The 25,035-nt window shown below is 42.2% G+C and carries 40 protein-coding genes; all 40 read right to left on the bottom strand.

Annotated features, from left to right (window positions below; all coding sequences use genetic code 11):
* Positions 1-281: 281 nt before the first annotated feature.
* On the bottom strand, positions 282-950 hold the full coding sequence (locus GPDM_RS14605) for a KinB-signaling pathway activation protein (protein WP_008432546.1): 669 nt from the start codon (positions 948-950) through the stop codon (positions 282-284).
* Positions 951-1,146: 196 nt separating this feature from the next.
* Positions 1,147-2,211: an Mrp/NBP35 family ATP-binding protein gene (locus GPDM_RS14600; RefSeq protein WP_008432545.1), complete on the bottom strand. Its 1,065-nt coding sequence runs from the start codon at positions 2,209-2,211 to the stop codon at positions 1,147-1,149.
* A 198-nt stretch (positions 2,212-2,409) separates the two neighbouring features.
* Entirely contained in the window at positions 2,410-2,802 is a 393-nt protein-coding gene (gene rpsI / locus GPDM_RS14595) for a 30S ribosomal protein S9 (RefSeq protein ID WP_008432543.1), read from the bottom strand.
* 29 nt (positions 2,803-2,831) lie between these two features.
* Positions 2,832-3,269 (bottom strand): 50S ribosomal protein L13, encoded by a 438-nt coding sequence (rplM, locus tag GPDM_RS14590; RefSeq protein WP_008432541.1) that lies wholly within the window; start codon positions 3,267-3,269, stop codon positions 2,832-2,834.
* A 194-nt stretch (positions 3,270-3,463) separates the two neighbouring features.
* Positions 3,464-4,207 carry a tRNA pseudouridine(38-40) synthase TruA gene (truA, locus tag GPDM_RS14585; protein WP_008432539.1) on the bottom strand — a complete coding sequence of 248 codons (744 nt, stop codon included), beginning with the start codon at positions 4,205-4,207 and terminating at the stop codon, positions 3,464-3,466.
* 11 nt (positions 4,208-4,218) lie between these two features.
* A complete protein-coding gene (locus tag GPDM_RS14580) occupies positions 4,219-5,016 on the bottom strand; it encodes an energy-coupling factor transporter transmembrane component T family protein (protein WP_008432537.1) in 798 nt (265 codons plus the stop codon).
* Positions 5,013-5,885, bottom strand: a complete 873-nt coding sequence (locus tag GPDM_RS14575) for an energy-coupling factor ABC transporter ATP-binding protein (protein ID WP_008432535.1) — start codon at positions 5,883-5,885, stop codon at positions 5,013-5,015. The genes GPDM_RS14580 and GPDM_RS14575 overlap by 4 nt, the downstream gene beginning before the upstream one ends.
* A complete protein-coding gene (locus GPDM_RS14570; RefSeq protein ID WP_008432534.1) occupies positions 5,861-6,709 on the bottom strand; it encodes an energy-coupling factor ABC transporter ATP-binding protein in 849 nt (282 codons plus the stop codon). The genes GPDM_RS14575 and GPDM_RS14570 overlap by 25 nt, the downstream gene beginning before the upstream one ends.
* Positions 6,710-6,992: 283 nt before the next feature.
* Positions 6,993-7,367 carry a 50S ribosomal protein L17 gene (gene rplQ, locus GPDM_RS14565; protein WP_008432531.1) on the bottom strand — a complete coding sequence of 125 codons (375 nt, stop codon included), beginning with the start codon at positions 7,365-7,367 and terminating at the stop codon, positions 6,993-6,995.
* A 46-nt stretch (positions 7,368-7,413) separates the two neighbouring features.
* Positions 7,414-8,358 (bottom strand): DNA-directed RNA polymerase subunit alpha, encoded by a 945-nt coding sequence (locus tag GPDM_RS14560; protein WP_008432529.1) that lies wholly within the window; start codon positions 8,356-8,358, stop codon positions 7,414-7,416.
* Positions 8,359-8,488: 130 nt separating this feature from the next.
* Positions 8,489-8,878, bottom strand: coding sequence for a 30S ribosomal protein S11 (gene rpsK, locus GPDM_RS14555; RefSeq protein ID WP_006828953.1), 390 nt, complete (start codon positions 8,876-8,878; stop codon positions 8,489-8,491).
* Positions 8,879-8,903: 25 nt separating this feature from the next.
* A complete protein-coding gene (gene rpsM / locus GPDM_RS14550; RefSeq protein WP_006828952.1) occupies positions 8,904-9,269 on the bottom strand; it encodes a 30S ribosomal protein S13 in 366 nt (121 codons plus the stop codon).
* 23 nt (positions 9,270-9,292) lie between these two features.
* The gene (gene rpmJ / locus GPDM_RS14545; protein ID WP_006828951.1) at positions 9,293-9,406 is read right to left on the bottom strand and encodes a 50S ribosomal protein L36; all 114 of its coding nucleotides are present in this window, start codon (positions 9,404-9,406) and stop codon (positions 9,293-9,295) included.
* Positions 9,407-9,443: 37 nt separating this feature from the next.
* On the bottom strand, positions 9,444-9,662 hold the full coding sequence (infA, locus tag GPDM_RS14540; RefSeq protein ID WP_006828950.1) for a translation initiation factor IF-1: 219 nt from the start codon (positions 9,660-9,662) through the stop codon (positions 9,444-9,446).
* A gap of 398 nt (positions 9,663-10,060) precedes the next feature.
* Positions 10,061-10,714 carry an adenylate kinase gene (locus GPDM_RS14535; RefSeq protein ID WP_008432527.1) on the bottom strand — a complete coding sequence of 218 codons (654 nt, stop codon included), beginning with the start codon at positions 10,712-10,714 and terminating at the stop codon, positions 10,061-10,063.
* 61 nt (positions 10,715-10,775) lie between these two features.
* On the bottom strand, positions 10,776-12,071 hold the full coding sequence (gene secY / locus GPDM_RS14530) for a preprotein translocase subunit SecY (protein WP_008432525.1): 1,296 nt from the start codon (positions 12,069-12,071) through the stop codon (positions 10,776-10,778).
* On the bottom strand, positions 12,071-12,511 hold the full coding sequence (rplO, locus tag GPDM_RS14525; protein WP_008432523.1) for a 50S ribosomal protein L15: 441 nt from the start codon (positions 12,509-12,511) through the stop codon (positions 12,071-12,073). The genes secY and rplO overlap by 1 nt, the downstream gene beginning before the upstream one ends.
* 33 nt (positions 12,512-12,544) lie before the next feature.
* Positions 12,545-12,727: a 50S ribosomal protein L30 gene (rpmD, locus tag GPDM_RS14520; protein ID WP_008432521.1), complete on the bottom strand. Its 183-nt coding sequence runs from the start codon at positions 12,725-12,727 to the stop codon at positions 12,545-12,547.
* A gap of 13 nt (positions 12,728-12,740) precedes the next feature.
* Entirely contained in the window at positions 12,741-13,241 is a 501-nt protein-coding gene (gene rpsE, locus GPDM_RS14515; protein ID WP_008432520.1) for a 30S ribosomal protein S5, read from the bottom strand.
* A gap of 20 nt (positions 13,242-13,261) precedes the next feature.
* Positions 13,262-13,624 (bottom strand): 50S ribosomal protein L18, encoded by a 363-nt coding sequence (gene rplR, locus GPDM_RS14510; protein WP_008432519.1) that lies wholly within the window; start codon positions 13,622-13,624, stop codon positions 13,262-13,264.
* A gap of 33 nt (positions 13,625-13,657) precedes the next feature.
* On the bottom strand, positions 13,658-14,197 hold the full coding sequence (rplF, locus tag GPDM_RS14505; RefSeq protein ID WP_008432518.1) for a 50S ribosomal protein L6: 540 nt from the start codon (positions 14,195-14,197) through the stop codon (positions 13,658-13,660).
* Between the two features lie 30 nt (positions 14,198-14,227).
* Complete coding sequence (gene rpsH, locus GPDM_RS14500) at positions 14,228-14,626, bottom strand: 30S ribosomal protein S8 (protein ID WP_006828942.1); 399 nt, start codon at positions 14,624-14,626, stop codon at positions 14,228-14,230.
* Positions 14,627-14,655: 29 nt separating this feature from the next.
* Positions 14,656-14,841, bottom strand: a complete 186-nt coding sequence (rpsN, locus tag GPDM_RS14495) for a 30S ribosomal protein S14 (protein WP_006828941.1) — start codon at positions 14,839-14,841, stop codon at positions 14,656-14,658.
* 19 nt (positions 14,842-14,860) lie between these two features.
* Positions 14,861-15,400 carry a 50S ribosomal protein L5 gene (rplE, locus tag GPDM_RS14490; protein WP_008432516.1) on the bottom strand — a complete coding sequence of 180 codons (540 nt, stop codon included), beginning with the start codon at positions 15,398-15,400 and terminating at the stop codon, positions 14,861-14,863.
* Positions 15,401-15,427: 27 nt separating this feature from the next.
* The gene (gene rplX, locus GPDM_RS14485; protein WP_008432514.1) at positions 15,428-15,739 is read right to left on the bottom strand and encodes a 50S ribosomal protein L24; all 312 of its coding nucleotides are present in this window, start codon (positions 15,737-15,739) and stop codon (positions 15,428-15,430) included.
* A gap of 35 nt (positions 15,740-15,774) precedes the next feature.
* Positions 15,775-16,143 (bottom strand): 50S ribosomal protein L14, encoded by a 369-nt coding sequence (gene rplN / locus GPDM_RS14480; protein WP_006828938.1) that lies wholly within the window; start codon positions 16,141-16,143, stop codon positions 15,775-15,777.
* A gap of 47 nt (positions 16,144-16,190) precedes the next feature.
* Entirely contained in the window at positions 16,191-16,454 is a 264-nt protein-coding gene (rpsQ, locus tag GPDM_RS14475; protein WP_008432511.1) for a 30S ribosomal protein S17, read from the bottom strand.
* Between the two features lie 24 nt (positions 16,455-16,478).
* Positions 16,479-16,679, bottom strand: coding sequence for a 50S ribosomal protein L29 (gene rpmC, locus GPDM_RS14470; protein ID WP_006828936.1), 201 nt, complete (start codon positions 16,677-16,679; stop codon positions 16,479-16,481).
* The gene (gene rplP / locus GPDM_RS14465) at positions 16,669-17,103 is read right to left on the bottom strand and encodes a 50S ribosomal protein L16 (RefSeq protein WP_008432510.1); all 435 of its coding nucleotides are present in this window, start codon (positions 17,101-17,103) and stop codon (positions 16,669-16,671) included. Before rplP ends, rpmC begins: the two co-directional genes overlap by 11 nt.
* Position 17,104: 1 nt before the next feature.
* The gene (rpsC, locus tag GPDM_RS14460) at positions 17,105-17,761 is read right to left on the bottom strand and encodes a 30S ribosomal protein S3 (protein ID WP_006828934.1); all 657 of its coding nucleotides are present in this window, start codon (positions 17,759-17,761) and stop codon (positions 17,105-17,107) included.
* 3 nt (positions 17,762-17,764) lie between these two features.
* Positions 17,765-18,106, bottom strand: coding sequence for a 50S ribosomal protein L22 (gene rplV, locus GPDM_RS14455; protein WP_008432509.1), 342 nt, complete (start codon positions 18,104-18,106; stop codon positions 17,765-17,767).
* Between the two features lie 19 nt (positions 18,107-18,125).
* Positions 18,126-18,404 carry a 30S ribosomal protein S19 gene (rpsS, locus tag GPDM_RS14450; protein WP_006828932.1) on the bottom strand — a complete coding sequence of 93 codons (279 nt, stop codon included), beginning with the start codon at positions 18,402-18,404 and terminating at the stop codon, positions 18,126-18,128.
* 60 nt (positions 18,405-18,464) lie between these two features.
* Positions 18,465-19,295, bottom strand: coding sequence for a 50S ribosomal protein L2 (gene rplB / locus GPDM_RS14445; protein WP_008432507.1), 831 nt, complete (start codon positions 19,293-19,295; stop codon positions 18,465-18,467).
* Between the two features lie 46 nt (positions 19,296-19,341).
* Entirely contained in the window at positions 19,342-19,626 is a 285-nt protein-coding gene (gene rplW, locus GPDM_RS14440; protein ID WP_006828930.1) for a 50S ribosomal protein L23, read from the bottom strand.
* Entirely contained in the window at positions 19,626-20,249 is a 624-nt protein-coding gene (gene rplD, locus GPDM_RS14435; RefSeq protein WP_008432506.1) for a 50S ribosomal protein L4, read from the bottom strand. The genes rplW and rplD overlap by 1 nt, the downstream gene beginning before the upstream one ends.
* A 29-nt stretch (positions 20,250-20,278) precedes the next feature.
* On the bottom strand, positions 20,279-20,908 hold the full coding sequence (rplC, locus tag GPDM_RS14430) for a 50S ribosomal protein L3 (protein ID WP_008432504.1): 630 nt from the start codon (positions 20,906-20,908) through the stop codon (positions 20,279-20,281).
* Positions 20,909-20,956: 48 nt separating this feature from the next.
* Complete coding sequence (rpsJ, locus tag GPDM_RS14425) at positions 20,957-21,265, bottom strand: 30S ribosomal protein S10 (protein WP_006828927.1); 309 nt, start codon at positions 21,263-21,265, stop codon at positions 20,957-20,959.
* A gap of 255 nt (positions 21,266-21,520) precedes the next feature.
* Entirely contained in the window at positions 21,521-22,846 is a 1,326-nt protein-coding gene (locus GPDM_RS14420; RefSeq protein WP_008432498.1) for a Na+/H+ antiporter family protein, read from the bottom strand.
* A gap of 146 nt (positions 22,847-22,992) precedes the next feature.
* Positions 22,993-23,580 carry a 3-isopropylmalate dehydratase small subunit gene (gene leuD / locus GPDM_RS14415; protein WP_008432496.1) on the bottom strand — a complete coding sequence of 196 codons (588 nt, stop codon included), beginning with the start codon at positions 23,578-23,580 and terminating at the stop codon, positions 22,993-22,995.
* Positions 23,581-23,605: 25 nt separating this feature from the next.
* Positions 23,606-25,024 carry a 3-isopropylmalate dehydratase large subunit gene (leuC, locus tag GPDM_RS14410; protein WP_008432494.1) on the bottom strand — a complete coding sequence of 473 codons (1,419 nt, stop codon included), beginning with the start codon at positions 25,022-25,024 and terminating at the stop codon, positions 23,606-23,608.
* Positions 25,025-25,035 lie beyond the last annotated feature (11 nt).

Here is a 25,035-nt window from a genome sequence, read left to right as displayed (position 1 = left end):
GTTGTTGATATTGTGTGCCGCCTTTTTGTTTATGTTGTTCGTTGTTGCTTGGCGACTTTTATTATATTAAAGCATGTTTAGATTCCTGTCAACACTTTCGCGAAAGTTTTTCTCGAAAACCTATTTTTCCTTCTGTATTCCGATTTCTCCGCCGCTATCAAAAGCTCCTCACTCTTACAGCCACCTGCTTTCTCCCGGAAACAAGTTATCTCTAAAGAAAACAAAAAATCACTTGCCCACTTCGCCAAAACGAGTGAACAAATGATCTTCCCTAAAAAAATTTACTCTGCTTTTGCTTTTCTTGCAGCACGCCGCTCTTCTAATTTCTGACGATCCACATCGGACTGTGCATTGTATTTCGGTAAAATTAAAAGTTGATACGCATTTACTGCTAAAAATGGAAATAGTAATAACGTAACCCAGCTATCAATATTCCCTGCTTCTACCATCAAGGCAGGAAGCCATTCTACTGTTGTAATTACAATCATAAAGAACAAAGCAGAAATAAACGTTTCCTTGTTTGTCCACTTCGCTTTAATGTAAGCTGTCACAACTCCTGTAACGATTAAAATCGTCAATAGAATTCCGTATAACCAAACTTGTTCAGTTGTTTGTGCGTTAGGCGCAAAACGGAATAAAATCAAATCCGCAATAACCACTACAATAATTAAAACTTGCACCCAATTCCATAAACGCAATGTGCGGAAAATGTTCATCCCAATTTGGTGCACCGTTAAGTAAGCAAAGAAACACAATTGGCTAATGATACTCATCGTTAAACCGATAATGATTAGCCAAACAAATCCCGCTAAAAATTCTCCCCATTGGCCGTTACGGAACGGCTCTGCAAATATATCTTCCCAGCGGACGAATAATCCAAGTACGCCTGTTACAATTCCACCTATTAAAAGAGCTTTAAAGAAAAACTTAACCCAGTTTCTTATTGTCAATTGAATGCCTCCGTTATTTAAAGTTCTTTTAAGATTGTACCAACCGGCTATTGAAAAATCCATTCACTGTATTCAATAGATTGTGAACAAACCTCGAATATCGAAGCTTTGTTACTGAATCGCCACATCCTCTATTAAACTATTAAAAAACAAAAGCCCGGAAACCACTGAAGGCTTCCGGACTGTGCTCATGCTTTTATTTTTTGTCGGCGAATTGTTTAATCACTTGATTCGCGATGTCTTCGTAAATTTTTCCTGTCGGATGATCTTCTAGGTAGACAGATGGAGCAAAGTCTTCTTCGTTCCAGTCAGGCTGACCCATTGGAATCTGTCCAAGTAACGGCGTACGCAATTCTTCTGCAAGTTTTGGTCCGCCTCCTTGTCCGAAGAGGTATTCTCTCTTGCCTGTTTCTGCGCTTTCGAACCATGACATGTTTTCGATAACACCCAATACTTCATGATCGGTTTGAATTGCCATCGCCCCAGCACGCGCTGCGACGAATGCAGCTGTCGGGTGCGGTGTCGTGATTACGATTTCTTTAGAAGCCGGAAGCATTTGGTGAATGTCGAGTGCAACATCTCCTGTGCCTGGTGGCAAATCTAATAGAAGGTAATCGAGATCTCCCCACTCTACATCACGGAAGAATTGATCAAGCACTTTACCTAGCATTGGTCCACGCCATACAACTGGCATATTGTCTTCTACGAAAAAGCCCATCGAAATAACTTTTACGCCGAATCGTTCAACCGGAATAATCGTTTGGCCGCGAACAACTGGAGATTTATCGATCCCCATCATATCCGGCACACTAAAGCCGTAGATGTCTGCATCGATCAATCCAACTTTTTTACCAAGACGCGCTAACGCAATCGCCAAGTTAACAGAGACAGTTGATTTACCAACGCCGCCTTTACCACTAGCGATCGAAATAAATTCTACTTTGTTTAATGGAGACAATAAATCTTGTGCTTCTGATTCGCTCGCCGTTCCACGGAACTTCGCTAGCGCTTCAGGAGGAAGCTCTTCAAAACGGATACCAACAGATCCCGCTCCCGCTCCTTTTAATACGTCCACAACTTTCATCTGAAGTTGCATTTGTTCTGGCGTATTTGTTTTCGCAATTGCCAACTTCACGCTGACGTGCTTTTTCTCTTCTTTGATCGTTACAGATGTAATGCCACCTGTTTCCGTTAACGATCTATGTAAAAACGGATCTTCTAATGTTCCGAGTAATTCGCGTACTTGTACTTCAGTTAACATATCGATACACTCCCTATCAATTTTGCTCACCATAAAGTATAGCACAGCAAATCTTATTTTTAATGTATTCAGCCTTATAAGAATAGAGCATTTATTGTTCTCTAATTTAAAGATCCTATTTTCATTTCCTCATTCAAAGAAATAAAAAAAGCACTCTCCGAATTTCTTCGGAAAGTGCTTTGTAAACGAAAATCGAAATTAACGTTTTGAGAACTGAGGTGCACGACGTGCTGATTTAAGACCTGGTTTTTTACGTTCTTTCATACGTGGGTCACGTGTTAATAACCCAGCAGATTTCAACGCAGGACGGAATGCAGGGTCTACAGTTAGTAGAGCGCGTGCGATACCGTGACGGATTGCTCCGGCTTGGCCTGTGAATCCACCGCCGTTTACGTTTACTAGGATGTTGTAGCTTCCTAGAGTTTCCGTAGCAACTAGTGGCTGTTTGATAATCTGTTGTAATGTTTCGTAAGGAACGTAGTCTGCTACGTCACGGTTGTTAATTGTAATTGTGCCGTCACCCGGTACTAAACGTACGCGAGCTGTTGAGTTTTTACGACGACCTGTGCCAATATATTGAACTTGTGCCAAAGGTGTATCCTCCTCTTATTTACTAATTATTACCCGCGAAGCTGGTAAGTTTCCGGTTGTTGTGCTTGGTGGTTATGTTCTGGGCCAGCATAGACATGCAGCTTTTTGAACGTTTGACGACCTAAAGAGTTTTTAGGAAGCATCCCTTTAATAGCCAATTCAAGCATTTTTGTTGGGTATTTTGTGCGCATTTCAAGTGCAGTACGTTGTTTCAATCCACCCGTATATTGTGTGTGACGGTAGTAGATTTTGTCTGCAAGTTTGTTACCTGTAAGGTGAATCTTTTCAGCGTTGATGATGATTACGTGATCACCAGTGTCAACGTTTGGTGTGAATGTTGGTTTGTATTTTCCACGTAAGATTGAAGCGACTTCAGAAGCTAAACGTCCAAGAGTTTGCCCTTCTGCATCGACAACCAACCATTTACGCTCTACTTCGTGACCTTTAGCCATGAATGTTGTACGCATGTATATTGTCCTCCTAATAAATCGTCTCTTTTTAATATCATTTACAGTGTTCCGCTGTTCCGTTTTTTCGTTATCCCTATACACAAATAACCTTCCGGGGCATATCGTGGGGGTAATGAAAATACCATACATCATGTTATAACGAAAACCAACAAAAGTCAAGGGGTTTTCTAAAAACACCAGGAAAAGTTGTTTCAGCTCTCGTACATCACGTTTTCCAAGTAAAGGCCATGAGCTGGAGCTGTTATTCCAGCAGCATCTCGGTCGGTTGCAGACACAATATCTTCAAGCTCTTCAGCTTTTCGTCTGCCCATGCCAACTTCCGCTAATGTCCCCGCAATAATTCGAACCATGTTGTATAAAAATCCAGTTCCTTCTATAACCATATGCAATTCATTGCCGTGTTCTTCAAAATCCAACCGTCTTACTGTTCGGACTTTGTCGACTACAGCTGTATTTGCTGCACAAAAACTAGAAAAGTCATGCGTACCGACTATGGCTTGCGACGCTTTTTTCATAGCTTCTACATCTAATGGTTGTTTTACATGTACCATTAAACTACGCGTAAATGGACTAATGATTTGACTGCGATCCCATTTGTAACGATAGGTTTTGCCCGTTGTATGGTAGCGCGCATGAAAAGATGTGTCTACTTCTTCAATCGAATGGACTCGAATGTCTTCCGGCAATAGAACATTAAGCGCCTTTAACCACCCAATTATCGGAATTGATAACTCAGTATCAAAATGAATCACTTGACCGGTGGCATGAACTTTAGCATCTGTTCGGCCACTTGCTACCACTTGAATCACTTTTCCTTTATGAATGGTTTCAAGCACCTTCATTAATTCAAGTTGAACCGTACGGGAATCGGGCTGTACTTGGTATCCTGCAAATCCCGAACCATCGTATGCGATTGTCGCTTTTAATCGTTTCATAATTACTCTCCTTATACACGGAAATAAACAAGTATTCCCGCAAGCCCTACCAGTACTACTAAACTCAAGCTATCGATCAAACGCCAATTTAACTGGCGATAGCGCGTTCTGCCTTCGCCTCCACGATAACCGCGAACTTCCATTGCCGTCGCAAGGTCTTCTGCACGTTTAAAGGCACTAACAAACAATGGGATCAACAAAGGAACAACTGCTTTAATGCGGTCTTTCACTGGACCTGAGCCGATGTCAGACCCTCTAGCCATTTGTGCTTTCAAGATCTTTCCCGTTTCATCCATTAAAGTCGGGATAAAGCGCAACGAAATAGACATCATCAAAGCCAATTCGTGCACAGGCAACTTCACTCGCTTAAATGGACCAAGCAACACTTCAATGCCATCTGTAATCGAAATTGGCGAGGTCGTTAACGTTAAAATACTGGTGATAAACACCAAGACTAAAAAGCGAACCGAAATAAATATCCCTTGCCGCAATCCTTCTTCGTAAATTTTAATAAACCCAATATCCACTAACAAATCACCTTCACGCGTAAAAAATATATGAAGAAGAAACGTGAAAATCAGTAAAATAAAGACCGGTTTTAAACCATTTATTAAAAAATACAAGCGGATTTTAGATAAGAATACGACCAATAAAGTAAACCCTAAAAGAATACCGTAAGTTATCGCGCTATTTGCGATAAAGACAATAGCGATAAAGACAAAAACAAACGAAATCTTTGCTCGCGGGTCCATCTGATGAATTAAAGAATTTCCTGGAATAAAGCGACCAAAAATCATTTTCTCCATCATTCGGAATCACGTCCTTCCGATAAAGCAAGCGCAATATTTTTAGCCAATGCTTCTTCCGTCAAGGAAATTGAATCGAGCTTAATGCCCATTTTATCTTCAAGTTTTTGTTGAAGACGAATGGTCCGCGGCGGTTCTAGTCGATAATCACGTAACTGCTCTTCATTCGAAAAAATTTCTACAGGTTCGCCTGTGACGACACAACGGCCGTTGTGCATAATCGCCACGTTATCGGCATAACGCGCCGCATCTTCCATACTATGAGTCACTAAGACAGTGGTCAGTCCTTTTTCAATATGAAGCCGGTGGAACAAGTCCATAATTTCACGGCGGCCACGTGGATCTAATCCCGCTGTCGGTTCATCAAGCACTAACACATCTGGTTCCATTGCCAAAACACCTGCAATTGCCACACGGCGCATTTGTCCACCCGACAAATCAAAAGGAGATTTCGTTAACACTTCGGGCGGTAACCCGAGCTGTTCAACGAGTTCGTGTGCACGACGGCTCGCTTCTTCTTCAGACACACCATAATTTAAAGGACCGAACATAATATCTTTTAAAACAGTTTCATCAAATAATTGTTGTTCAGGAAATTGAAAAACTATCCCGACTTGTCGACGCACGTCACGCAAGTTTTTCGCTTTCACTCCTGCTTCGATTTTACGCCCACCAATCATGACCGATCCTTCTGTTGGTTTTAACAGCGCATTCAAATGCTGTAGAACCGTCGACTTACCAGATCCAGTATGGCCAATAATTGCTGTATAGGATCCAGAAGGGATATGCAGCGAAACATCCGTTAATGCTCGTTTCTCAAACGGCGTATCTTTTGCGTAACTATATCCTACTTCTTGGAGTAAAATGTCCATAGTTCATCCACCAATTCGTCTTCTGTCATATGTTCTCCTTGCAGTTCGATCCCAACTTCACGCAATAAATGCGTCATGCGCATCGAAAAGGGCAAGTCTAATCCTAAGTTTGTTAGCTCGTTTCCTGAACGAAATACAGCATCCGGCTTACCTTCTAATTGTTTCTCGCCCGCATTCATTACCAAAATACGATCAGCGAGCGCAGCTTCTTCTAAATCATGCGTAATGGAGATAACCGTTAACCCTGTCGCTTTTCGTAGTTCTCGAATGGTCTCGATTACTTCCATACGCCCTTGCGGATCAAGCATAGAGGTTGCCTCATCTAATATTAACAAGCGTGGACGCAAGGCAAGTGCACCTGCGATGGCCACCCGTTGTTTTTGACCGCCTGATAAATGATGAGGCTCGTGATCGAGGTAATCCGCCATCTTTACTTGCTGTAGCGCCTCTTTTACGCGAACGACCATCTCTTCATGCGGCACACCATTATTTTCTAACGCAAAAGCGACGTCATCTTGAACGGTCGCTCCTACAAATTGGTTGTCTGGATTTTGAAATACCATCCCCATTTGGGAACGAATATCCCACAAACTTTCTTCTGACATTAATTTACCCATTGCTTCCACTTTTCCAGTTTGCGGAAACAACAAACCATTCATTAATTTAGCAATAGTGGATTTCCCTGAGCCGTTATGGCCTACCAAGGCAATCCACTCCCCATCTTGAATGGAAAATGACAAATCGTTTACGGCCGGTTTTACCGACTCGTCTTCTTGCATATATGTAAATGTCACATTTTCGAATGACATAATAATCGAATTCATCTAACCTGACCTCCTCTAACACGTGCTTTGCTCTTCTCTACTCTACTGGTTTTTGTGCGCGTTTGTAAAACGGTAAATAAATAAAAAAAGCGCGCACCTCATTCAGAGAAATGCGCTTTTCTGTCTCTATGGCTTCCCCGGTTGCTTAAGCCAGGGTTGAATGAGGTGCGTAGAGCTAGACGAGACGCCGCCTTTCGGCTCGCTCATCATAACACTCAGCTTTTCATATTGTCGTATAAATCATAATGCTAAAAGAAGAGGGCTATTAACCCCCTTCGATTGATTAAACCAATTCGATAATAACGATAGGTGCGCCATCTCCGCGACGAGGCCCCATTTTCATAATGCGTGTGTAACCGCCTTGACGGTCAGCGTAACGTGGTGCAACATCATCAAACAATTTTTGCAATGCATAAGTTGTTGTTTCGTTGCCTTCAGCGTCTGCAGTTGTTACCAACTCACGGCGCATCCATGCTGCTGCTTTACGGCGAGCGTGAAGATCTCCACGTTTACCAAGTGTAATCATTTTTTCTACAGTCGAACGCACTTCTTTCGCACGAGCTTCAGTCGTTTGAATGCGTTCATGTACGATTAAGTCTGTTGTAAGGTCACGTAATAGTGCTTTACGTTGAGAACTTGTACGTTGAAGCTTTCTCATTGAAGTTTCCCTCCTTTGTTCAATAGTTCGGATCCGATCTTAACTCTCAGTCTTCTTTACGAAGGCCAAGGCCTAAATCTTCCAACTTCACTTTAACTTCTTCAAGTGATTTGCGTCCGAGGTTGCGTACTTTCATCATGTCGTCTTCCGACTTGCTTGCCAGTTCGTGTACCGTGTTGATACCCGCACGTTTTAAGCAGTTGTAAGATCGAACCGAAAGATCAAGTTCTTCGATAGTCATCTCTAATACTTTTTCTTTTTGGTCTTCTTCTTTTTCAACCATGATTTCAGCCGTTTGTGCCTCATCAGTTAATCCTACGAAGATATTTAAATGCTCAGTAAAAATCTTTGCTCCTAGTGCAATTGCCTCTTTTGGACCAATGCTTCCATCTGTCCAAACATCAAGAGATAATTTGTCAAAATGAGCTAGTTGACCCACACGAGTGTTTTCCACTTGGAAATTAACACGTGAAACTGGAGTGTAAATAGAGTCAATCGGGATAACGCCAATCGGAAGATCTTCACGTTTGTTCTGATCTGCACGAGCATATCCACGGCCTCTGTTCGCATACATACGCATACGTAAGTGACCATTTTTAGCGATTGTTGCAATATATAGATCCGGATTCAGAATTTCCACGTCACTATCGTGCGTGATATCTGCAGCCGTAACCGTTCCATCACCTTTTACGTCAATTTCAATGACTTTTTCTTCGTCAGAGTAAATTTTCAAAGCAAGCTTCTTGATATTCAAAATAATAGTTGCTACATCTTCTTCTACACCTTCAACAGTGGAGAATTCGTGTAGTACGCCATCAATTTGAATAGAAGTAACAGCTGCGCCAGGTAAAGATGAAAGTAAGATTCGACGTAAGGAGTTTCCTAAAGTGGTTCCATATCCACGCTCAAGAGGTTCAATAACAAATTTACCAAATTTGGCATTATTATCGATCTCAACCGTTTCAATCTTTGGTTTTTCTATTTCAAGCATTCATTTTACCCTCCTTCAAAACGTCGGTTTTTTTTCGTTTCATCAAGAATTCGATAGTCACAGACTTTCGCTACGATTCAGAACCCATCCAGTAAGTCGTGATGTTCAAAAATCCTATTCAGATTAACGATTATACGCGACGGCGTTTTGGCGGACGGCAACCGTTATGAGGTACTGGAGTTACATCTTTAATCGCTGTAACTTCTAGTCCAGCAGCTTGAAGCGCACGGATAGCAGCTTCACGACCTGAACCAGGACCTTTAACTGTAACTTCTAGAGTTTTAAGACCGTGTTCAATTGATGTTTTAGCAGCAGTTTCAGCAGCCATTTGCGCAGCGAAAGGAGTAGATTTACGTGAACCTCTAAATCCTAATGCACCTGCACTTGACCATGATACAGCGTTACCCTGCATATCAGTGATAGTAACAATTGTGTTATTGAATGTTGAGCGGATGTGAGCAATACCAGATTCGATATTCTTTTTCACACGACGCTTACGAGTTTGTTGTTTACGTGCCATGTTAAGAAGAAACCTCCTTTACTGATTATTTTTTCTTGTTAGCTACAGTTTTACGAGGACCTTTACGCGTACGCGCATTATTCTTCGTATTTTGACCGCGAACAGGTAGTCCACGACGATGGCGAATTCCTCGGAAGCTTGCAATTTCCATCAAGCGTTTGATGTTCATTGAAACTTCACGGCGAAGGTCACCTTCGATTTTGTATTGATCTAATTGTTCACGGATATTGTTTAACTCATCTTCTGTAAGATCACGAACTCGTGTTTCTTCAGAGATACCAGCAGCAGAAAGAACTTTCTGTGCAGTTGTTTTACCAACACCGAAAATATATGTTAATGAAATAACAACGCGTTTGTCGCGCGGAATGTCAACACCAGCAATACGTGCCATGTGTGCGATGCACCTCCTTCATATTAGCCTTGTCTTTGTTTGTGTTTCGGATTTTCACAGATTACCATTACTTTACCGTTTCTGCGAATAACTTTACATTTTTCACAGATCGGTTTTACAGATGGTCTCACTTTCATCTAACCCAACCTCCTTAGTAGTCCGGAGTGCAAAAGATTATTTAAAACGGTATGTGATACGACCGCGTGTTAAATCGTAAGGAGAAAGTTCCACTGTCACTTTATCTCCTGGCAGAATGCGGATGAAATGCATGCGAATCTTGCCAGATACGTGCGCAAGAATCGTATGACCGTTTTCCAATTCCACTTTAAACATCGCGTTAGGCAAAGTCTCAACGACAGTTCCTTCAATTTCGATTACATCGTCTTTCGCCATCGACCCAGTCTCCCTTCTGTATACAAATCAGGATCTCATCTTCAAACAGTATTTGCTGATTGAATAGTAGTAGTACATTCATTCACGAGAAATGCATGAGTGACATTTGAAAGACATTATCCGAGCTCCGCAGATTAGCGGGCCGGCGTTAATCCAGCAAAGCCAGTCTGTCTCATGTATCCTCGACTGCCCGGACTGCCTTGGATGAGTTCCAAACCCGTTACACAGATGCTTCCACGAAACCCATTATACTAGTTTCGATACATAATTGCACTAAAGTGCATTTACATCGACTTTCATATCCTGAGCCTTGTTTGCTTTTGCAGCTCTCGAAAATTCATATCTCCGGTGCTCCTTAAAGCCACATGGAGGCAACTAACTGCGCCCGGCGCCGGGGATTATCCTCGGTCGCCCTTTAGAAGAGCATCAATGTCAGCAAATACTTTTTTGATGTCCTGCTGTCCATCTATATTTTGCAGCACGTTTTTGCTTTCATAGAAATCAAGAAGCGGCTGTGTTTGTTGCATATTTACTTCTAGACGCTTAGTGACGGTTTCAGGCTTATCATCTTCGCGCTGGTAGAGTTCTCCGCCATCTTTGTCACACACGCCAGCTGTTGCTGGAGGGTTAAACACAGTATGGTAAGCAGTTCCACAAACTTTACAGATCCATCTGCCTGTTAAACGTGCAATCAATTCGTCTTGTTCGACTTGGATATTTACGACATGCTCGATTCGCTTATCAAGATCGGCCAGAAGAGATTCTAACGCTTCAGCTTGAGGGACAGTACGTGGAAAGCCATCTAATAAAAAGCCTTTCTCCGTGTCCTTTTCACTTAGTCGCTCTCGGACAATGCCGATAGTCACTTCATCAGGCACTAAAGCACCTTGATCCATGAATGATTTTGCTTTCAAGCCCAGTTCCGTTCCACCTTTTATAGCAGCGCGAAACATGTCACCTGTAGAAATATGAGGGATGTCGTACTTCTTAACAATTTCGTCTGCTTGAGTACCTTTTCCGGCACCCGGTAGACCCATTAATACGATATTCATACGTTTTCCCCCTCAAACAATTGGACAAGAGACGCTTTCACGTCCCTTTATATCCCACTGATTATTTCATAAAGCCTTTGTAATGACGTTTTACAAGTTGTGATTCTAATTGTTTCATCGTTTCTAGTGCTACACCTACAACAATCAAAAGACTTGTACCACCGATTTGCGCCGATTGCGGTAAATTAGCTACGTTAATGAAGAAAATCGGAAGAACAGCAATAATTGCCAGGAAGATAGCGCCAACGAATGTCAATCGATATAACACACTTGTTAAATAATCCTGCGTATTTTTACCCGGACGGATTCCCGGAATATATGCACCTTGCTTTTTCAAGTTATCCGACACGTTCTCAGGATTAACCTGAATGAAAGCGTAGAAATACGTAAATGCTACGATCAAAGCGACATAAATAATCATGCCGACTGGACGCGTATAATCAAACGTATTCTGAATCGCTTCTGTAAACGCGTTGGCACCAAAGAAAGAAGCAATAGTTTGTGGCGTTATAATAAACGCTACTGCAAAGATTACCGGTATAACTCCGGCCGCGTTCACTTTCAAAGGTAAATGCGTTTGTTGCCCACTTGTTGACTGACCACGGCCAGCAACTCGTTTAGCATACTGAATTGGTATTTTGCGCAACGCTTGTTGAACATAAATGACCAAAACGGTAATAGCAACAACAGCTAATGCAAGCAATGCCATGATGGCAAGATTGATCGGAAGCTGATCTCCAGCTCCTTGGATCTGCTGTGCATATAATTGGTTAATAGCACCTGGTATTGCAGCGACAATCCCTGCGAAGATGATAATCGAAATACCGTTCCCCACACCTTTTGCCGTAATCTGCTCGCCAAGCCACAGTAGAAACGCTGTACCCCCAGTCAATACAATAGCGATGACAACGTAAGTTGAAATCGTGTCATTCTGGATTAAAGAACCTCCGTACATTTGGTTAAACCCATAAGACATACCGATTGCTTGAATAAAGGCAAGAACGATTGTGAAGTAGCGAGTGAATTGAGCAAGTTTCCGTCTTCCGACTTCTCCTTGTTTCGCCCACTCTGCAAATTTCGGTACAACATCCATCTGCAATAATTGCACAATGATTGATGCTGTAATGTATGGCATAATTCCCATTGCTAAAATCGAAAAGTTAGCAAGGGCACCTCCACCGAAAGTATTTAAGAATCCAACCAGACCCATCTGGTCAGTAGCTTGCAAAACCGAAGCGTCAACATTCGGTACTGGAACAAAAGTTCCAATACGGAAAATGATGAGCATCAATAATGTAAAGAATATTTTATTTCGAATATCAGTCACGCGCATAAAATTAGAGATTGTCTGAAACATTAAACCACCTCGGTTTGTCCGCCGGCAGCTTCGATCGCTTCTTTAGCTGATCCAGAGAATTTGTGAGCTTTTACTGTCAATTTCTTTTCTAAGCTACCATTGCCGAGAATTTTGATTCCAGAACGTTCATTGCTCACAACACCTGTTTCGATCAACAATGCAGGTGTTACTTCTGTGCCTTCGTCGAAACGATTTAACACTTCAACATTCACTACTGCATAGTCTTTACGGTTAATGTTGGTAAATCCACGTTTTGGTAAACGACGGAATAATGGGTTTTGACCACCCTCAAATCCAGGACGAACACCGCCGCCTGAACGTGCGTTTTGACCTTTATGACCTTTACCTGCTGTTTTACCAGTACCTGAACCGATACCGCGTCCGATACGCTTTCTCGAGCTGCGTGAACCTTCTGCTGGTTTTAATTCATGAAGTTTCATTTGGTTGGCACCTCCTTCTATAGAAATCCGTAATTAAACTTCTTTAATAGTTACTAAGTGAGCTACTTTATCAAGCATTCCGCGAACGGCTGCATTGTCTTGGTGCTCAACAGTTTGATGCATTTTGCGCAATCCTAATGACTGAACAGTTTTACGTTGTGCCGGTTTAGCGCCGATCACAGATTTTGTGAGGGTAATTTCCAATTTAGTTGCCATGTGATTTTCCCTCCTATCCTAACAGTTCTTCTATTGATTTACCGCGAAGTTTTGCAACTTCATCAGCACTTTTCAATTGAGTTAAACCGTTAATAGTAGCACGTACCATGTTGATTGGTGTGCTTGAACCTAGAGATTTAGATAAGATATCTTGTACTCCAGCTAATTCAAGTACCGCACGAACAGGTCCGCCAGCAATTACACCAGTACCCGGAGAAGCAGGTTTGATAAGAATTTGGCCTGCACCAAAACGACCGATTACTAAGTGTGGAGTAGTACCCTTAACCATTGGTACTTCAATTAGGTTTTTCTTCGCATCTTCAATAGCTTTGCGGATAGCATCTGGAACTTCTTGAGCTTTACCAGTACCAAAACCAACATTACCATTTTTGTCGCCTACAACAACTAATGCGGAGAAACGGAAACGACGTCCACCTTTTACAACTTTCGCTACGCGGTTAATCGTAACTACGCGTTCTTCAAGTTCAAGTTTGTTTGGATCAATACGACGCATGAAATGTGTCCCTCCTTCTTTTAAAATTGTAAACCATTTTCACGTGCAGCTTCTGCTAATGCTTTTACACGTCCATGATATAAATAACCACCGCGGTCGAAAACAACCGATTTCAAGCCGTTTTCAGTAGCGCGTTTTGCGATTGTTTCGCCGACTTTAGTTGCTGCTTCCACGTTGCCAGTAGATTCTAAAGAAAAATCTTTCTCCATAGATGATGCACTTGCAAGTGTAACGCCATTCATATCGTCGATCAATTGAGCGTAAATGTATTTATTTGAACGGAATACGTTTAAACGTGGGCGTTGTGCTGTACCCGTAATTTTAGAACGTACGCGTGCATGACGTTTTTTACGAGATGCGTTTTTATCGAGTTTCGTAATCACTGAGGTCACTCCTTTCAGCCTGCCTAAGCAGCATTATTTACCTGTTTTACCTTCTTTACGACGAACTGCTTCTCCTTCGTAACGGATCCCTTTGCCTTTATATGGCTCTGGTGGACGTACTTGGCGAATGTTCGAAGCAAGAGCTCCAACACGTTCTTTATCGATACCTTTAACAACAACTTTAGTGTTAGCTGGAACTTCAACTGTAACTCCGTTTTCCGGTGTGAATTCAACCGGGTGAGAGTAACCTACGTTAAGAACCAATTTTTCACCTTGCAATTGAGCACGGTAACCTACACCTACTAATTCAAGTGTGCGTTCGAATCCTTTAGAAACTCCAGTGACCATGTTTGCAAGCAAAGCACGAGTTGTACCGTGGTTTGTGCGGTGATCTTTAGAATCTGAAGGACGTGTCAATGTTAGCACGTTATCTTCAAGAGCGATTGTAATATCTTTGTGGAATTCGCGAGTTAACTCGCCTTTAGGTCCTTTAACTGTTACAGCATTCTTGTCTCCAAGAGTGATTGTAACGTCTGCAGGAACCTCGATTGGTTTTTTACCTACACGTGACATTCTTTTGCACCTCCATTCGTTTGTTGCTTATTACCAAACGTATGCTATGATTTCTCCGCCGATTTGTTTCGCGCGGGCTTCTTTATCAGTTACTAAACCTTGTGATGTTGAGACTAAAGCGATTCCAAGACCGTTTAGTACACGTGGCACCTCGTTAGTTTTAGCGTAAACACGTAATCCTGGTTTTGAAATACGTTTCAATCCAGTAATAACGCGTTCGTTGTTAGCTCCGTATTTAAGGAAAATCCGGATCATGCCTTGTTTATCATCTTCAACATATTCTACGTCACGAACGAAACCTTCACGCTTAAGGATTTCAGCGATGTCTTTTTTCACATTAGAAGCCGGAAGCTCTAATTTTTCGTGACGAACCATGTTTGCATTACGAATGCGTGTCAGCATATCTGCAATCGGATCTGTCATTGTCATTACTTTTACCTCCTTCCCAAATTAGGGGATTACCAGCTGGCTTTTTTGACGCCAGGAATTTGTCCCACATATGCAAGTTCACGGAAACAAATACGGCAAAGTTTAAATTTGCGTAATACTGAATGCGGACGTCCGCATCGTTCACAGCGTGTGTACTCTTGTACTTTAAACTTTGGCGTGCGTTTTTGTTTTGCGATCATAGATTTTTTAGCCACGTTTACGCCTCCCTCACGTTTACTTTTGGAACGGCATTCCGAATTGTGTTAATAACTCACGAGCTTCTTCATCAGAGTTCGCAGTTGTTACAATCACGATGTCCATACCGCGTACTTTTGTAACTTTATCATAATCGATTTCAGGGAAGATCAATTGTTCTTTCACGCCAAGTGTGTAGTTACCGCGTCCGTCGAACGATTTGTTCGATACGCCACGGAAGTCACGAACACGTGGAAGTGAGATAGCAATTAATTTATCCAGGAAGTCGTACATACGCTCTCCGCGTAGTGTAACTTTACATCCGATTGGCATACCTTCACGAAGACGGAAGCCAGCGATAGATTTCTTAGCTTTAGTAATAACTGGTTTTTGACCAGTGATAGTTTGTAATTCTTCAACAGCTGAGTCAAGTGACTTAGTGTTTTGAACAGCTTCGCCCACACCCATGTTGATGACGATTTTGTTTACTGCAGGTGCCTGCATTACCGATTTATATTCAAACTTGCTCACTAGAGCAGGAGTGATTTCATTGACATATTTTTCTTTTAGGCGGTTCATGTGTGTACCTCCCTTCATTCAGGAATTTTATTTATCTAATTTTTCGCCGGATTTTTTTGCAACACGAACTTTTTTACCATCTTCAACCTTATAACCTACACGAGTCGGCTCGCCTGATTTAGGGTCAAGTAACATTACGTTAGAAACGTGAATTGCTGCTTCTTGGCTGACAATTCCACCTTGTGGATTTGCCTGGTTCGGTTTTGTATGCTTTTTCACGATGTTTACACCTTCAACAAGCACACGGTCTTTCTTAGGTAAAGCTGTCAAAACAACACCTGTTTTGCCTTTATCTTTACCTGAGATTACCTTAACTGTATCGCCTTTTTTAACATGCATTCTGTCGCACCTCCTTGGTATGGCACATTGATTTATTAAAGAACTTCAGGAGCAAGTGATACGATTTTCATGAAGCTGTTATCGCGAAGTTCGCGCGCAACAGGTCCGAAAATACGAGTTCCGCGTGGACCTTTGTCGTCACGGATAATGACACATGCATTTTCATCAAATTTGATATAAGTACCGTCTTTACGGCGAGCTCCGCTTTTCGTGCGAACGATGACAGCCTTAACGACTTCACCTTTCTTAACAACGCCACCTGGTGTTGCTTTTTTCACGGTACAAACGATTACGTCACCGATGTTTGCAGTCTTGCGACCAGAACCACCAAGCACTTTAATCGTTAGTACTTCACGAGCACCCGAGTTGTCTGCAACTTTTAAACGACTTTCCTGTTGGATCACTTAGGTAACCTCCCTTCGGAATTTCTTAGGTTCCGAAATTATTTAAATTAAATGATAACCGCTTTTTCTACAATTTCCAATACGCGGAAACGTTTAGTAGCTGATAGCGGACGAGTTTCCATGATGCGAACTACGTCGCCCATTTTCGCTTCGTTTAGCTCATCATGAGCTTTATATTTCTTAGAGTATTTTACACGTTTGCCATAGAATGCGTGCTTCTTTTGAGTTTCAACCATTACTGTAACGGTTTTGTCCATTTTGTCAGACACAACACGGCCTGTGTATACTTTGCGTTGGTTACGCTCAGTCATACTTGCAAACCTCCTCTCGATTTATCAGTTATTGCCACTGAGTACTCTTTCGTGAATCACAGTTTTCATACGGGCAATCGCTTTACGTACTTCGCGGATGCGAGCCGTATTTTCTAATTGACCAGTAGCCAATTGGAAGCGAAGGTTGAAAAGCTCTTCTTTCAGTGATTTCACTTTTTGTTCTATCTCAGCAGTGGTTAAGTCACGGATTTCATTAGCTTTCATTCGATTCACCACCAATTTCTTCTCGTTTTACGAACTTCGTTTTAACCGGAAGTTTGTGAGATGCAAGGCGTAATGCTTCGCGTGCCACTTCTTCAGATACTCCACCAAGTTCGAACATGATTTTACCAGTTTTGACAACGGCTACCCAGCCTTCAGGTGAACCTTTACCAGATCCCATACGAACCTCTAGAGGCTTTTTCGTATATGGTTTATGTGGGAAAATTTTAATCCAGACTTTACCGCCACGTTTCATGTAACGAGTCATGGAAATACGTGCTGCTTCGATTTGACGGTTAGTGATCCAAGATGATTCTAATGCTTGGAGACCAAATTCGCCGAATGCGATTTCTTTACCGCCTTTAGCTTCTCCGCGCATCTTGCCACGGTGCTCTCTACGATATTTAACGCGTTTAGGCATTAACATATTATTTGCCTCCTTCCTCAGATTTCTTCTTAGTTGGAAGGACTTCACCGCGGTAGATCCATACTTTTACGCCAAGCTTACCATAAGTTGTGTCTGCTTCAGCATGCGCATAATCGATATCAGCGCGGAGCGTATGGAGCGGAACAGTACCTTCACTGTAGTGTTCAGCACGCGCAATGTCAGCGCCGCCTAGACGTCCAGATACTTGAGTTTTGATTCCTTTAGCGCCAGAACGCATAGTGCGTTGGATCGCTTGTTTTTGTGCACGACGGAAAGACACTCGGTTTTCCAATTGACGTGCAACACTTTCAGCTACTAATCTTGCATCAAGATCAGCTCTTTTAATTTCAATAATGTTGATGTGTACACGCTTGCCAGTCATAGAGTTAAGCTGTTTGCGAAGTACTTCTACTTCAGATCCACCTTTACCAATTACCATACCTGGTTTCGCAGTATGAATAGTTACGTTAACACGGTTTGCAGCGCGCTCAATTTCAATTTTAGAAACTGATGCTTCTTTCAAACGTGCTTCAACATATTCACGGATTTTAATATCTTCGTGAAGAAGCGTAGCATAATCTTTCTCAGCGTACCATTTAGATTCCCAATCACGAATGATTCCGATACGCATCCCAATTGGATGTATTTTTTGTCCCACGAATTATCCCTCCTTCTGGTCAGATACCACTAGTGTGATGTGGCTTGTGCGTTTATTAATTGCGCTTGCGCGTCCCATTGCACGTGGACGGAAACGTTTAAGTGTTGGTCCTTCGTCAACGAATACTTCGCTGATGACTAAGTCATTCAGGTCCATTTCGTAGTTGTGTTCAGCGTTAGCAGCTGCAGATTTCAATAACTTCTCAACAACAACAGATGCTGCTTTTGGAGTATGGTTCAAAATCGCAACAGCTTCGCCAATTTGCTTGCCTCGAATTAAATCTACTACTAAACGGACTTTACGAGGAGCAATACGTACTGTTCTAGCGACAGCTTTTGCTTGCATAGGGAAATCCTCCTCTCAATTAACGTCTTGTTTTCTTATCGTCTGCACCATGACTAGCGTATTTACGCGTTGGAGCGAATTCGCCTAGTTTATGGCCCACCATGTCTTCAGTCACGTATACAGGAATGTGCTTGCGACCATCATATACTGCGATTGTTTGTCCGATGAATGTCGGGAAAATTGTAGAACGGCGAGACCAAGTTTTGATCACTTGTTTTTTCTCAGAGTCCTTTTGTGCTTCAACTTTTTTCATAAGATGATCATCAACAAAAGGTCCTTTTTTCAAGCTGCGGCCCATGTGGGATCCTCCCTTCGTGATTGCACCACGGTTCTTTTGGCGAACCGTAGCGGAATCAAATTATTTTTTACGACGACGCACGATAAATTTATCGGATTTATTCGTTTTCTTACGTGTCTTGTATCCAAGAGTTGGTTTGCCCCATGGAGACATTGGTGATTTACGTCCGATTGGCGAACGTCCTTCACCACCACCGTGTGGGTGATCGTTAGGGTTCATTACAGACCCACGTACAGTTGGGCGATTGCCCTTCCAACGGTTACGACCTGCTTTACCAATGTTGATTAATTCGTGTTGCTCATTTCCTACTGCGCCGATAGTTGCGCGGCAAGTAGCAAGGATCATGCGAACTTCGCCTGATTGCAAACGAACTGTTACGTATTTACCTTCTTTACCCAATACTTGAGCTGAAGTTCCTGCAGAACGAACTAGTTGTCCGCCGCCACCTGGCTTCAATTCAATGTTGTGGATTGTAGAACCCATTGGGATGTTTGATAACGGCAAAGCGTTACCTGCTTTAATGTCTGCTTCAATACCTGACATGATTTGAGTTCCAACTTCTACTCCTTTAGGAGCTAAGATGTAACGTTTTTCACCATCAGCATAATGAATCAATGCGATGTTCGCAGAACGGTTAGGATCGTACTCGATTGTAGCAACGCGTCCTGGAATGCCATCTTTGTTACGTTTGAAATCGATCACGCGGTATTGACGTTTATGTCCACCACCGTGATGGCGTACAGTAATTTTACCTTGGTTATTACGGCCGCCTTTGCGTTTTACAGGTTGTAAAAGCGATTTTTCAGGCTTGTTCGTAGTGATTTCAACGAAATCCGAACTCGTCATGTTACGACGACCGTTAGTGGTAGGTTTGTATTTTCTGATCCCCACGTTAGTTCCCTCCTTCTTTAATAGTCCTATAAGAACTTATAGAAAATTAAATTTCGAATAACTCGATGTCTTTAGATTCAGCAGTCAATTTAACAATCGCTTTACGGCGTTTGTTTGTGTATCCTGCGTGTTTGCCCATACGTTTAAATTTGCCTTTGTAGTTCATGATGTTGACTTTCTCAACCTTCACGCCAAAGATTTCTTGTACGGCTTGTTTTACTTGTGTTTTATTTGCGCGAGTGTCCACTTCGAAAGTGTACTTTTTCTCCGCCATTACTTCAGATGATTGCTCAGTAATGACCGGACGTTTAATTACATCACGTGCTTCCATTAACTAAGCACCTCCTCAATTTTCTCGACAGCTGCTTTAGTCATAACAATTTTGTCATGTCCAAGCAAGTCTAATACGTTAATTCCATCTGCTGCTACTACTGTCATACCTTTAAGGTTACGTGCAGATTTTGCAACGTTCTCATCAAGGTCAGCAGTTACGAACAAAGCTTTTTTGCCAATTGAAAGATCAGCGATCAACTGGTTGAAAGATTTTGTTTTTGGTGCATCAAATGTTAATCCTTCAAGTACCATCAAGTTTTCTCCAACTACTGCAGATGAAAGTGCAGAACGTAGAGCTAAACGACGTACTTTCTTAGGAAGTTTGTAGCTGTAGCTACGTGGAGTTGGTCCGAATACGATACCGCCTCCGCGCCATTGTGGTGAACGGATCGACCCTTGACGAGCACGTCCAGTTCCTTTTTGACGCCATGGCTTTTTACCACCACCAGCAACTTCAGAACGATTTTTTACTTTATGGTTACCTTGACGAAGTGAAGCGCGTTGAGACACTACTGCGTCGAATAACACTGATTCGTTTGGTTGGATACCGAATACATGATCGTTCAATTCGATTTCGCCAACTTGTGAACCTGTTTGATTTAATAAAGCTACTTTAGTCATTCTTGTTTCCTCCTTTCTCAAAAAATATATTATTTCGCTTTAGTTGCCGATTTAACACGGATCAACGCTTTGCGAGAACCAGGAACATTACCTTTAACAAGTAGTAAGTTACGCTCAAGATCCACTTTCACGATTGAAAGGTTTTGAATCGTAATTGTTGTTCCACCCATTTGACCAGGTAATTTCTTCTGTTTGAATACGCGGTTAGGAGCAACCGGACCCATTGAACCAGGACGACGGTGGTAACGTGAACCGTGTGTCATTGGTCCGCGAGATTGTCCGTGGCGTTTAATAACACCTTGGAAACCTTTACCTTTTGTTGTTCCTGTGACATCTACTACATCGCCTTCTGCGAATACATCTACTTTGACTTCTTGACCAATCTCGTAATCAGCTAAGTTTACATTGCGAAGTTCGCGAATGAAGCGCTTAGGAGCAGTGTTAGCTTTTGCTACGTGTCCTTTAGAAGGTTTGTTAGAAAGCTTATCGCGCTTGTCTTCAAAACCTAATTGGATAGCTTCGTAGCCGTCAACCTCAACTGTTTTCTTTTGAAGAACTACGTTTGGAGAAGCTTCAATAACAGTTACAGGGATTAAATCACCGTTCTCAGCAAAAACTTGCGTCATACCGATTTTTCTACCTAAGATTCCTTTGGTCATGTTGTCACACCTCCTGTGGTTATTTGTGTTTTTCTATTTCGTTGCCGATTAAAGTTTAATTTCAATGTCAACGCCTGACGGTAAATCAAGTTTCATTAACGCGTCAACAGTTTGTGGTGTTGGGTTAACGATATCGATTAGACGTTTGTGTGTGCGCATTTCAAATTGCTCACGAGCATCTTTGTATTTATGAACAGCACGCAAGATTGTGTAAACCGATCTTTCAGTTGGTAACGGTATCGGACCCGATACGCTTGCACCTGAACGTTTAGCAGTTTCAACAATTTTCTCAGCAGACTGATCAAGAATTCTATGATCATATGCTTTTAAACGGATACGAATTTTTTGTTTTGCCATTATTTTCCCTCCTTTTCGCCTATTTTTGATAGACATTCTCCACGAAAATTTTCCAATCACTCGCCATGGCAAAGCGGCCGGGTGTATCGGTAACCTCTCGCTTCATCGCAGTCAAAAGACCAACATTAGATATTATACACAATAAAAAAGAATTCCGCAAGTGGTTCCACGAAATTCTTTTTAATTCGCTTTTATTAGTATAACAGGATATTTTAGAACTTCAAGCCAGATGATAATAGTCGGAACACTTCAAGCTTATCCTAAGAACATAACAGCAACCCAACCGAAAATCACCAACGGAATATTGTAGTGAAGGAAGGTCGGAACACATGTATCCCAGATGTGATTGTGTTGTCCATCGACGTTCAGTCCAGCTGTTGGTCCGAGTGTTGAGTCTGATGCTGGTGAACCAGCATCACCTAATGCACCCGCAGTTCCTATCAAAGCAATGATCGCCATCGTCGAGAAGCCGAACTCAAGACTTAATGGAACAAAGATCGCAGCAATGATCGGAATCGTTGCAAATGATGATCCGATGCCCATCGTTACAAACAAACCGACAATTAACATTGCTAACGCAGCAATACCTTTATTGCCTGCAAATAAATCCGATACGCTGTCGACTAGTGGCGCAATTGCTCCTGTCGCTTGTATGACCGAAGCAAAACCATTCGCCGTGATCATAACAAAGCCGATGAACGCCATCATGCGCATTCCTTCTGTTAGGACCTCGTCAGCTTCACGCCATTTCATTGCACCAAAGATATACAGCACCAAGATACCAGCAAGTGCACCGATGATCATTGAATCTGTTTGTACTTGAGCAAACAGTGCCGCAACTAACGCAGCAATCGTCACGAGTACGTCTTTCGCGGAAGCTGTCTTTTTCAACGTTCCTTCTATAGAAGAAGAATGAATTGTTTTGTAGTCTCTTGGCTTACGGTAAGAAAAGAATACCGCAATGATTAGGCCCACTAATAAGCCCAATACTGGAATCGCCATTGCTTTTGGAATATCCGCCATGTCAATCGTCAATCCCGCTAGTTCCATTTGTATAAATACAATTTCGTGGAAAATCAATCCAAAGCCATATGGTAACAAAATATATGGCGCTGTCAAACCAAATGTTAAGACAGCAGCGGTCAAACGACGATCGATTCTTAGTTCATTTAGAATATGCAAAATCGGTGGAACTAATAAAGGAATAAACGCAATGTGAATCGGAATTAAGTTTTGCGAGAAGATAGCCATCGCTAACAAAGCTAAAACAATTAGAGCCTTCGCTAAATTTTGTCGCGTTGCTTTGCCATCTTTATTTACTAACTTCAGTACACCTGAGACAAGCAGCTCAGGAATTCCTGTACGTGATATGGCTACGGCAAATCCACCTAGCATGGCATAACTCAATGCGATGGTCGCCCCTGCTCCTAAACCATCTGTAAATGATGTAATAGTATCTGTAAACGATAACCCGCCACTTAGTCCACCTGCTAGCGCGCCAATCAATAAAGCAAAGACGACGTTCACACGCAACAAGCTCAATACGAGCATGACTAAGACAGCAATAATAACTGCATTCATAAATAAACTCTCCTTTAGTTTGCTAAAGCGTTAAAGTACCTTTTTTAAATTAACAAAATAAAAAATAGTTGTCAACAGCTGATGATTAATTTACTTAAAATGAAAAAAAGACCTTTTACGGTTAAGTAAAAGGTCTTTCTAAAATATTAAGCGCGTTGCTTTTCTTCATAAGCCGCAATGTATGAATCATACTGGAAGGTCAGCGCAATTTCATCCCAGCCTTTCAGCAGCATTTCTTTCCAATAAGGATCAATTTCAAATTCATAACGTGTACCATCTTGCCCGGTAACTGACTGGTCTTCCAAGTTAATCTCTAACTTAAAGTTTTGTTGTTGACCTTTGCTAATCAATTCATCTACTTCTTGGTCTTTTAAACGAATTGGCAAAATGCCGTTTTTAACACAGTTATTATAGAAGATGTCTGCATAGCTAGGCGCAATCACTACACGGAACCCATAATCTAAAATTGCCCACGGAGCATGTTCACGAGAAGAACCGCAACCGAAATTTTCTTGTGCGACTAGAATTTCGGAGTTTTCGAATCGAGGGTTATTCAAAACAAAGTCTTCTATTGGTGTACCATCTGCATGAAAGCGCCAATGATAAAATAAATATTTGCCGAATCCCGTTCGTTCAATACGCTTTAGAAATTCTTTCGAAATGATTTGGTCCGTATCTACGTTTTTTCGCTCTAGAGGCGTTAGAACGCTTGAAATTTTATTAATCGGTTTCATCGAAGGGTCTCCTCACTTTCGTTTGTCATACAGATGCTACAGGTTCTTCCATGTAGTTACGGACATCTGTTAAATGACCTTCAATCGCAGCTGCAGCTGCCATTACAGGGCTTACTAGGTGCGTCATAGAACCCGCTCCTTGTCGACCTTCGAAATTCCGGTTAGAAGTGGATGCACAACGTTCACCAGCCGGCACCGAGTCTTCGTTCATCGCTAGGCACATACTGCAACCCGTTTCGCGCCATTCAAAGCCCGCTTCAAGAAATACTTGATCTAGCCCTTCTTGTTCAGCAGCACGTTTTACCGTTTCAGATCCAGGAACAACAATTGCCGTTACAGACGGATGCACTTTCTTCCCTTTAATAATTTCACTCGCTGCACGCAAATCACTAAGACGCGCATTTGTGCAAGAACCGATAAAGACGTGTTGAATCGCAATCGATGAAAGCGGCATTCCTTCTTCTAAATGCATATAAGCCAATGCTTGTTTTAATGCGTCTTTATCTGACTGCTTATCATAATCCGCAGCAGACGGCACACGTTCAGCTATACCTGAGCCCATCGATGGGTTTGTACCCCATGTAACGAATGGAGAAATTTCATCTGCATGAATTGAAACGGTCGCATCATACTGCGCGCCTTCGTCTGTGGCAAGAGCTAGCCAACGATCAGCTTCCTGTTCAAACGCGTCGCCTTCTGGAACATGTCGACGTCCTCTCAAATACTCGATTGTTGTTTGATCCGGGCTAATCAAGCCTGCACGTGCACCAGCTTCAATGGACATATTGCAAATTGTCATACGTTCTTCCATTGTTAAGTTACGAACTGCTTCGCCCGTATACTCCATAACATATCCAGTTCCCATATCGATACCAAACTTCGAAATAATCGCAAGAATAACATCTTTAGCAGTTACGCCAAAGCCTAACTTGCCATCAATTCGAACTTCCATCGTTTTAGGCTTTGATTGCCACAGCGTTTGTGTTGAAAGAACGTGTTCGACTTCACTTGTCCCGATACCAAATGCTAAAGCACCAAATGCACCGTGCGTCGAAGTATGGCTATCGCCACAAACAATCGTTTTACCTGGTTGAGTTAACCCAAGTTCCGGTCCAATAACATGCACAATTCCTTGGTCCGGGTGGTTGATGCCCGCAAGCGGAACACCAAACTCATCGCAATTGTCTTGCAATGTTTTGATTTGCTTACGTGAAATCGGATCTGTAATCGTATTTCGGTTTCGTGTTGGCACGTTATGATCCATTGTCGCAAAACAAAGATCTGGTCGACGAACTTTGCGCCCGTTTAACCGCAGCCCTTCAAACGCTTGTGGAGATGTCACCTCATGCAATAAGTGGAGGTCAATATATAGCAGGTCCGGCTTCCCTTGCTCTTCGAAGACGACATGTTGTTCCCAAATTTTCTCTATGATTGTTTTTGCCATTCGAACCGCTC

It is taken from the genome of Planococcus donghaensis MPA1U2 (assembly GCF_000189395.1).
GTDB classification, from domain to species: domain Bacteria; phylum Bacillota; class Bacilli; order Bacillales_A; family Planococcaceae; genus Planococcus; species Planococcus donghaensis_B.
This window is presented reverse-complemented; position numbering and strand designations above follow the sequence as displayed.

Coding starts and splice junctions, on each gene's coding strand:
- GPDM_RS14600 (WP_008432545.1), bottom strand. CDS start 2,211: ATGTTAACTGAAGTACAAGTACGCGAATTACTCGGAACATTAGAAGAT.
- rplM (WP_008432541.1), bottom strand. CDS start 3,269: ATGCGTACAACATTCATGGCTAAAGGTCACGAAGTAGAGCGTAAATGG.
- truA (WP_008432539.1), bottom strand. CDS start 4,207: ATGAAACGATTAAAAGCGACAATCGCATACGATGGTTCGGGATTTGCA.
- GPDM_RS14580 (WP_008432537.1), bottom strand. CDS start 5,016: ATGATGGAGAAAATGATTTTTGGTCGCTTTATTCCAGGAAATTCTTTA.
- GPDM_RS14575 (WP_008432535.1), bottom strand. CDS start 5,885: ATGGACATTTTACTCCAAGAAGTAGGATATAGTTACGCAAAAGATACG.
- GPDM_RS14570 (WP_008432534.1), bottom strand. CDS start 6,709: ATGAATTCGATTATTATGTCATTCGAAAATGTGACATTTACATATATG.
- rplQ (WP_008432531.1), bottom strand. CDS start 7,367: ATGAGAAAGCTTCAACGTACAAGTTCTCAACGTAAAGCACTATTACGT.
- GPDM_RS14560 (WP_008432529.1), bottom strand. CDS start 8,358: ATGCTTGAAATAGAAAAACCAAAGATTGAAACGGTTGAGATCGATAAT.
- rpsK (WP_006828953.1), bottom strand. CDS start 8,878: ATGGCACGTAAACAACAAACTCGTAAGCGTCGTGTGAAAAAGAATATC.
- rpsM (WP_006828952.1), bottom strand. CDS start 9,269: ATGGCACGTATTGCTGGTGTTGACATTCCGCGCGACAAACGCGTTGTT.
- rpmJ (WP_006828951.1), bottom strand. CDS start 9,406: ATGAAAGTGAGACCATCTGTAAAACCGATCTGTGAAAAATGTAAAGTT.
- infA (WP_006828950.1), bottom strand. CDS start 9,662: ATGGCGAAAGACGATGTAATCGAAATTGAAGGAACTGTCGTTGAGACT.
- GPDM_RS14535 (WP_008432527.1), bottom strand. CDS start 10,714: ATGAATATCGTATTAATGGGTCTACCGGGTGCCGGAAAAGGTACTCAA.
- secY (WP_008432525.1), bottom strand. CDS start 12,071: ATGTTTCAGACAATCTCTAATTTTATGCGCGTGACTGATATTCGAAAT.
- rplO (WP_008432523.1), bottom strand. CDS start 12,511: ATGAAACTTCATGAATTAAAACCAGCAGAAGGTTCACGCAGCTCGAGA.
- rpmD (WP_008432521.1), bottom strand. CDS start 12,727: ATGGCAACTAAATTGGAAATTACCCTCACAAAATCTGTGATCGGCGCT.
- rpsE (WP_008432520.1), bottom strand. CDS start 13,241: ATGCGTCGTATTGATCCAAACAAACTTGAACTTGAAGAACGCGTAGTT.
- rplF (WP_008432518.1), bottom strand. CDS start 14,197: ATGTCACGTGTAGGTAAAAAACCAATCGAGGTTCCTGCAGACGTTACA.
- rpsH (WP_006828942.1), bottom strand. CDS start 14,626: ATGACAATGACAGATCCGATTGCAGATATGCTGACACGCATTCGTAAT.
- rplE (WP_008432516.1), bottom strand. CDS start 15,400: ATGAACCGCCTAAAAGAAAAATATGTCAATGAAATCACTCCTGCTCTA.
- rplX (WP_008432514.1), bottom strand. CDS start 15,739: ATGCATGTTAAAAAAGGCGATACAGTTAAGGTAATCTCAGGTAAAGAT.
- rpsQ (WP_008432511.1), bottom strand. CDS start 16,454: ATGACTGAGCGTAACCAACGCAAAGTATACACAGGCCGTGTTGTGTCT.
- rpmC (WP_006828936.1), bottom strand. CDS start 16,679: ATGAAAGCTAATGAAATCCGTGACTTAACCACTGCTGAGATAGAACAA.
- rplP (WP_008432510.1), bottom strand. CDS start 17,103: ATGTTAATGCCTAAACGCGTTAAATATCGTAGAGAGCACCGTGGCAAG.
- rplV (WP_008432509.1), bottom strand. CDS start 18,106: ATGCAAGCAAAAGCTGTCGCTAGAACAGTACGTATTGCTCCTCGTAAA.
- rpsS (WP_006828932.1), bottom strand. CDS start 18,404: ATGGGCCGCAGCTTGAAAAAAGGACCTTTTGTTGATGATCATCTTATG.
- rplW (WP_006828930.1), bottom strand. CDS start 19,626: ATGGAAGCACGTGATGTAATTAAACGTCCGGTCATTACTGAGCAATCA.
- rplD (WP_008432506.1), bottom strand. CDS start 20,249: ATGACTAAAGTAGCTTTATTAAATCAAACAGGTTCACAAGTTGGCGAA.
- rplC (WP_008432504.1), bottom strand. CDS start 20,908: ATGACCAAAGGAATCTTAGGTAGAAAAATCGGTATGACGCAAGTTTTT.
- rpsJ (WP_006828927.1), bottom strand. CDS start 21,265: ATGGCAAAACAAAAAATTCGTATCCGTTTAAAAGCATATGATCATAGA.
- GPDM_RS14420 (WP_008432498.1), bottom strand. CDS start 22,846: ATGAATGCAGTTATTATTGCTGTCTTAGTCATGCTCGTATTGAGCTTG.
- leuD (WP_008432496.1), bottom strand. CDS start 23,580: ATGAAACCGATTAATAAAATTTCAAGCGTTCTAACGCCTCTAGAGCGA.
- leuC (WP_008432494.1), bottom strand. CDS start 25,024: ATGGCAAAAACAATCATAGAGAAAATTTGGGAACAACATGTCGTCTTC.